This is a genomic window from Halococcus thailandensis JCM 13552 (genome assembly GCF_000336715.1).
Taxonomy (GTDB): Archaea; Halobacteriota; Halobacteria; order Halobacteriales; family Halococcaceae; genus Halococcus; species Halococcus thailandensis.
Genome location: NZ_AOMF01000122.1, coordinates 1 through 358, shown reverse-complemented (window position 1 = coordinate 358; position 358 = coordinate 1). Strand labels below are relative to the sequence as shown.

Genomic DNA, 358 nt, shown 5'->3' with positions numbered 1-358 from the left:
GCCGGGCCGGATCGTCGCCAGTTCACCCGCGTTTCGCACGTTCGGATCGACGCTTCCGTGAGCCACTCGCTCCGTGAGCGCGTGGCGATCCATGTTCGGGTCGATCGCTCCCTCGACGATCGCGGACCCGGCTCCGTCCCACCCATACCCGAGCTGTTCAGCCAATATCCGTAGCAAATCACCGCTAAACAGGCTGATTCGCTTGGAAAACCTCACCGGCTCGATCCGATCTTCCTCCTCGACTGATCGCTGTGAGGCGGGTCCGAGCCGTGCTCGTACCCGCCGCAGTAGATACCGACTCACCAGCACCATCAACAGCGCCGCCATCATGAAACACTCAACTGCTGCCTCCCGTCGC

Annotated in this window: 1 pseudogene; it reads right to left on the bottom strand. The window is 62.6% G+C overall.

The features are described from left to right. Positions 1-358, bottom strand: a pseudogene (locus C451_RS23700) (IS4 family transposase); the annotation flags it as partial.